1 protein-coding gene is annotated in these 452 nt (G+C 69.5%); it reads left to right on the top strand.

Annotated elements, in window-relative coordinates; genetic code table 11:
• Positions 1-452, top strand: a 452-nt coding sequence (locus tag RNB18_RS51985; protein WP_311721055.1) for an ATP-binding cassette domain-containing protein, incomplete at both ends; no start/stop codon positions are given.

Below are 452 nucleotides of genomic sequence, written 5' to 3'. Positions count from 1 at the left end.
GCACCGTCGACCCGGTCAAGTTGCGGCTCGGCATCGGCTACGTCATCCAGAGCGCCGGGCTGATGCCGCATCTGCGGGTGGTCGACAACGTCGCGACCGTGCCGGTGTTGCGGGGCGAATCCCGGCGCAGTGCCCGCAAGGCCGCGCTCGGGGTGATGGAACGGGTGGGGCTCGACCCGAAGCTGGCCGACCGCTACCCGGCCCAGCTGTCGGGCGGGCAACAGCAGCGCGTCGGGGTGGCCCGCGCACTGGCCGCGGACCCGCCGATCCTGTTGATGGATGAGCCCTTCAGCGCGGTCGACCCGGTGGTGCGCGAAGATCTGCAGGCCGAAATCCTGCGATTGCAAAGCGAATTGCGCAAGACCATCGTCTTCGTCACGCACGACATCGACGAGGCGGTCAAGCTCGGGGACAAGGTCGCGGTGTTCGGCCGCGGCGGGGCCCTCCTGCAA

The organism is Streptomyces doebereineriae (assembly GCF_031845645.1).
In the GTDB taxonomy this organism is placed as follows: domain Bacteria; phylum Actinomycetota; class Actinomycetes; order Streptomycetales; family Streptomycetaceae; genus Streptomyces; species Streptomyces canus.
This window is presented reverse-complemented; position numbering and strand designations above follow the sequence as displayed.